We start from the raw sequence: 6,414 nt of genomic DNA, 5'->3' as shown, positions 1-6,414 counted from the left end.
TCTCGGCAGCGGGATCGAAGTGACCAACGCAGCGGCCAATCTGACTTTCAGCGGGCCGGTCATCAGCAGCGACGGCGCCAACTTTACCAAGACCGGCGCCGGCACCCTGACCTTAAGCAACGACAGCAACAACTACCAGGGCATCACCACGATCAGTGGCGGCACGCTGTCCGTGAACACGCTGACCAACGGCGGCCTGGTCAGCGGCATCGGCGCGGCGAGCAGCGCATCGGCCAATCTGGTGCTCAACGGCGGCGGCCTGCAGTACACCGGCGCGACGACCAGCATCAACCGCGGTTTCACCCTGGGCACCAGCCAAGGCACCATCGATGTCGGCAATGCGGCCACGACCCTGACCATCAGCGGCACCGCCGTCGGCACCGGCACGACCAAGCTGATCAAGGAGGGAGCCGGCACGTTGGTGCTGGCCGGCACCAACACCTACGTGGGTGGCAATACCGTCAACGCCGGTGTATTGCGCGCCGGTTCGACCCAGGCGTTTGGCGCCCCCAACACCGCGAACACCATGACGCTGGCCAATACTGCCGGCGCCACTCTGGATCTGAACAATTTCGATAACTTCGTCGGCCCGTTGGTCGGCGGCGGTGCCAACGGCGGCAACGTCACCCTCGGCTCGGCCACGCTGCGTATCGGCGGGGGCGACGGCACCTATGCGGGGGTTATCAGTGGCACCGGTGGCGTTTTGCGTACTAACGGGGGCATCCAGACCTTCAGCGGCTGCAACAACACCTATACCGGTGTCACCACCTTGCAGGGCGCCACCCTGAGCGTCAACTGTTTGGCCAACGGCGGCGCGGCCAGCGGCATCGGCGCGTCCAGCAGTGCTTCCTCCAATCTCGTCTTCAGTAACGGCAACCTCAACTACACCGGCGGCACCGTCAGCATCGATCGCGGATTCACGCTTACGGGCTACGGCGTCATCGATGTGGTCAACGGCACGACGCTCGGCTTCAGCGGCCAGGTCGTCGGTGGAGGCGAGTTGTACAAAGACAACGCCGGCACGATGGTGCTCTCCGGCAACAACACCTACACCAGCAACACCCGGGTTCGAGGCGGCATCTTGCGCGCCGGCTCGGCCACGGCCTTCGGCACCACCAACTCGTTCTGGCTGGACAATACCGCCGGGGTATTGCTGGACATGAACAACTTCAATGCCAACGCGGGCGCCCTGATCGGCGGCGGAGCGCTAGGGGGAAATATCGCGATGGGCACGGGCAACCTGACCATCCGGGACGGCTTGAACCAGACCTATGCCGGCGCGATCACCGGCACCGGCAACCTGATCAAGAACGGGGCAGGCAACCAGAGACTCAGTGGCTGCAACAGCACCTATACCGGCGTTACCATCGTTAATGCCGGATTTCTGTCGGTGGACTGTCTGGCCGACGGTGGCGTCGCCAGCTCGATCGGCGCTTCCACGTCCGATCCCGCCAATCTGGTGCTCAACGGCGGCACGTTGAACTATGTCGGTAGCGGCGGAACCACGAATCGCCAGTTCACCCTGGGCGGCAGCGCTTCGATCGCCTCTGCAGGCACCGGCATCATCCAGTTCACCTCGACCGCGCCGGTGACTTTGACCGGCACCAACGTCGCCCGCACGCTCACCCTGACCGGCACCAATACCGGCGACAACCTGTTCGCCGCGCAATTGAACAACAACGGCGCCGGGGTCACCTCGCTGACCAAGACCGACACCGGCACCTGGCGGCTGACCAACAACAACAGCACGTACACCGGCATCACCACCATCAGCGGCGGCGTGCTCAGCGTCGACCAACTCGCGAACGGTGGCGTGGCCAGCAGCATCGGCGCCTCGTCGAGCGCCGCTTCCAACCTGGTGATCGGCAACGGCTCGACCTTGCGCTACACCGGCGCGGGCGACAGCACCAACCGCTTGTTCACGCTCGCGCCTGGCGTCACCTTCATCGAATCCTCCGGCACGGGGCCGATCAACTTCTCCAACACCGGCGCGGTGACGCTGTCGGGCGCCAATACCGCACGTACCATCGCCCTCGGCGGCACCAACACCGGCAACAACACGCTCGGCGGCACCATCGGCGACAACGGCACCGGCGCGACCACCCTGGCCAAGAACGACAGCGGCACCTGGATCCTGACCGGCAACAACACCTACACCGGCAACACCGTCATCAACGACGGCAATCTGATGATCGGCAACGGCGGCACCACCGGCAATGCCGGCGCCGGCAACGTCATCATCGATTCGCCGACCTCGACCCTGTCGATCAATCGCAGCGATACTTTCAACTTCAACGGCACCTTGAGCGGCCCCGGCACCCTGGCCCAGATCGGCACCGGCACTACCACGCTGACCTCGGCCAACAACAGTGTCGGCGCAACCACCATCAGTGCCGGCACGCTGGACGTCAACGGCGGACTGATCACGCCGACCGTGACGATGAGCGGCACCTCCACCTTGAACGTGGATGGCACGGTGCAAGCGGCCGGCGCTACTGCGACCTTGCTCACCGGCGATGCGGGCGCCAGTACCATCAACGTCAATGCCGGCGGCACCCTGCTGGCCAACGGCGATCTGGGCGACGGCAGCGATACGGTCAACCTGACCGGAACATTGAACACCGGTGCCGCCGCGCTGAACCTGGGCGCCGGCGACGACACCCTGACCTTGAACGATGGCGCGGCGATTGCCGGCGTCGGCATCGATGCCGGCACCGGCAGCGCCGACAACCTGGTAATCAACAACGCCGCCGACTTGAGCTTCAACGGTGCCGGCGTCGCCGGTTTCGAACAGCTGACCAAGCAGAACACCGGCGTGCTGACGATGACCGGCAGCCAGGCGTTCAGCGCCGGCACCGCGATCCAGGGCGGCACGCTGGACGTGGACGGCGCACTGGACACGCCGACCGTGGCGATGTCCGACGGCACCACCTTGAACGTGGACGGCACGGTGCAGGCCGCGGGCGGAACGGCCGCCGCGATCACCGGCAGCGCCGGCGCCAACACCGTCCTGGTCAACGCCGGCGCGACCTTGATCGGCAACGGCGACCTTGGCGATGGCAGCGATAGCGTGACCGTGGCCGGGCTCCTGGACACCGGCACGGGCGTCCTGACCTTGGGGGGCGGCGATGACACGTTGACCTTGCGCGACGGCGCCGCCCTCAGCGGCCTGGGCGTGAGCGGCGGCAACGGCGGCGACGACCAATTGGTGTTGGACAACGCCCTGGCGCTGAGCGTCGATGGCGGTGTCGTCAACGATTTCGAGCGCTTGCTCAAGCAGAACATCGGCACAGCCACGCTGACCGGTGCGCATAGTTTCGACACCAGCGTCGTCGTCGCCGCCGGCGCGCTGGATGTCGACGGCATCGTCGAAACGCCGACCATCGACCTGGGCGACGATACCGCACTGAACGTCGACGGCCTGGTCCAAGGTGTCGGCGGCGTCGCCACCGCGATCAGCGGCAGCGCCGGCGCGAATACGGTCAGCGTCGGCGCGGGCGGCACGTTGCTGGCGAATGGCGACCTCGGCGCCGGCAACGATGTGTTGGATGTCGCCGGCACGCTCGATACCGCCGGTGGCGTGTTCGCTCTGGGCGACGGCGACGACACCCTGACCATCCACGAAAACACGAATATCATCGGTACCGTCTCGGCCGGCGCCGGCAACGACACCTTCGACACCCACATCGACACGGTCGCCGACCTCGGCGCGGTGCAGGGCTTCGAGACCCTGAGCAAGACCGGCACGGGCGTGCTCAACATCAACGGGCCGATGAGCTCGGACTTCACCACGGTGAACGTGGCCGAAGGCACCTTGAACGTCGCTGCGGGCGGCAGCGTGGTTCCGGCACCGGGCAATCCCCTCGCCACCACCGTGGCGAGCGGGGCGACCTTGCTCGTCGACGGCAGCTACGGCTGCGGCGCCGGCAGCGACACGATGACAGTGGCCGGCACCGTGGCGGGCACCGGCACCATCGACCTGTGCGGCGGTGACGACCGCCTGGTGCTGCAGGACGGCGCCGATCTGAACAATGCGATCAACGGCGGCGTGGGCGGCAACGACACCCTGGTGCTCGACAATACCGGCCCGCTCATCTTCGACGGCGGCAACACCGACGGTTTCGAGCTGTTGCAGAAAACCAACACCGGCACCGCGACGGTCACCGGCAGCCAGAGCTTCGTCGGCGGCACGACGATCGACGGCGGCACGCTGGACGTGGACGGCACGCTGGAGACGCCGACCGTCGGCCTGGCCGACGGCACCACGCTCAACGTGGACGGCACGCTGCAGGCCGTCGGCGGCACCGTGGCCACGGTGACCGGCGATGGCGGGGTCAACAGCGTCATCGTCGGCGCGGGCGGCACGCTGCTGGCGAGCGGCGACCTGGGCGCGGGCAACGACGTGCTCGACGTGACCGGCACGCTAAACACGGGCGGCGGCGTGTTTGCGCTCGGCGACGGCGACGACAACTTCGTGGTCCATGACGGCACCATCGTGGTCGGCACCATCGACGGCGGCGCCGGCAACGACACCCGCACCTACGATATCGACACCAGCGCCGACCTCGGCGCGCTGTTGAATTTCGAGGGCGTGACCAAGACCGGCACCGGCGTGCTCAACATCACCGGCCCGGGCGCCACCGACCTGCAGGAGGTACAGGTGCTGGAAGGCCTGATGGACGTGCACGCGGGCGCCAGCATCGTCGCGACCCCGGGCAGTTCGCTCAATGCCACCGTCGCCGCCGGCGCCACCTTGAACGTGGACGGCGCGTTCGGCTGCGGCGACCAAAGCGATAGCCTGACCGTGTCCGGCACGGTCAGCGGCAGCGGCAGCGTCAATCTGTGCGGCGGCGACGACACCTTGACCCTCGGCGACGGCGCCGATATCGCCGGGCTGGTCAATCCGATCGACGGCGATGCCGGCGACGACCGGGTGGTGCTCGACAACGCCGGACTGCTGACCTTGGACAGCGGCGACATCGCCAATTTCGAAATACTGCAGAAGGACAATGGCGGCGAAGCGGTGCTCACCGGCGCGCACGGGTTCAGCGGCGGCACCGCCTTGAACGGCGGCACCCTGAGCGTGGCCGGCAGCCTGGACACGCCGACCCTGACGATGGGCGACGGCACCACGCTCAACGTCGTCGGCAGCGTCCAGGCCGGCGGCGGCGCGGCCACGATCACCGGCAGCGCCGGCAGCAACACCGTCAACGTCGCCGCAGGCGGAACTCTGCTGGCGAACGGCAACTTGGGCGACGGCAGCGACGTCCTCGACGTCGCCGGCAGCCTCGATACCGGCGGCGGTGTCTTCGACCTGGGCGCCGGCGACGATACCTTGAGCATCCACGACGGCACGGCCATCGCCGGACTCGTTGTCGGCGGTGCCGGCATCGACCTGCTGAATGCCGACATCGCGACCAGTGCCGACCTCGGTGCAGTGCAGGGCTTCGAGACACTCAGCAAGACCGGCGTCGGCGCGCTCAACATCAACGGCCCGGCGAGTTCGGACTTCCTGACCGTCGACGTGCTCGCCGGCAGCTTGAACGTCGCCGCGACCGGCAGCGTCGTCGCCCAGGACACCACCGTCGCCGGCGGCGCTGCTTTGAATCTGGATGGCAGCTACTCGGGCACCGCCGGCAACGACAGCTTCACCGTGGCCGGCACCGTCGCCGGCACCGGTGTGCTGAACCTGCTCGACGGCGACGACACGTTCACCATCCAGGACGGCGCCGACCTGTCCGGACTGAGCAACGCCGTCGACGGCGGCACCGGCACCGACACCTTCGTCGCCGACCTGACCGGCACGGCGACCCTGGGCGGCGCGGTCAATTTCGAGACCCTGACCAAGACCAACACCGGCACCTTGAACATCGACGGCCCGGCCGCGTCGAACTTCAGCACGGTCAACGTCGACGGCGGCACCCTCGACATCGGTGTCGGCGGCAGCGTCAGCGGCGTCAACACCGCCACCGTGGCCAACGGCGCCCGTCTGGTGGTCGACGGCGCGTTCGGCTTCACCTTGGGCGCCGACAGCTTCACGGTCGCCGGCAACGTCAGCGGTTCCAGCGTCATCGACATGCTCGACGGCGACGACCACCTGATTCTGCAGGACGGCGCCGACATGAGCGGCCTGGCCACGCCGATCGACGGCGGCGCCGGCATCGACACCCTGACCGCGGATTACGCCGGCACCGCGACCCTCGGCGGCGCCACCAACTTCGAGACCCTGACCAAGACCAACACCGGCACCTTGAACATCGACGGCCCGGCCGCGTCGGACTTCACCACCGTCAACGTCGACGGCGGCACGCTCGACGTCGGTGCCGCCGGCAGCGTCAGCGGCGTGATCACCACCACGGTCGCCAACGGCGCGACCTTGAACGTCGACGGCAACTTTTCCGGTTTCGTCCGGCG

Annotated in this window: 1 protein-coding gene (running past both ends of the window); it reads left to right on the top strand. The window is 67.6% G+C overall.

All 6,414 nt of this window come from inside a single coding sequence — locus GLA29479_RS23115, autotransporter-associated beta strand repeat-containing protein, on the top strand. Of the gene's 6,438 coding nucleotides, 8 precede the window and 16 follow it; the stretch shown corresponds to coding positions 9-6,422 (codon 3, partial, through codon 2,141, partial); the first complete codon in view begins at position 2. Both codon boundaries (start and stop) fall beyond the window edges.

The sequence above is a fragment of the Lysobacter antibioticus genome (genome assembly GCF_001442535.1).
Taxonomy (GTDB): Bacteria; Pseudomonadota; Gammaproteobacteria; order Xanthomonadales; family Xanthomonadaceae; genus Lysobacter; species Lysobacter antibioticus.
This window is presented reverse-complemented; position numbering and strand designations above follow the sequence as displayed.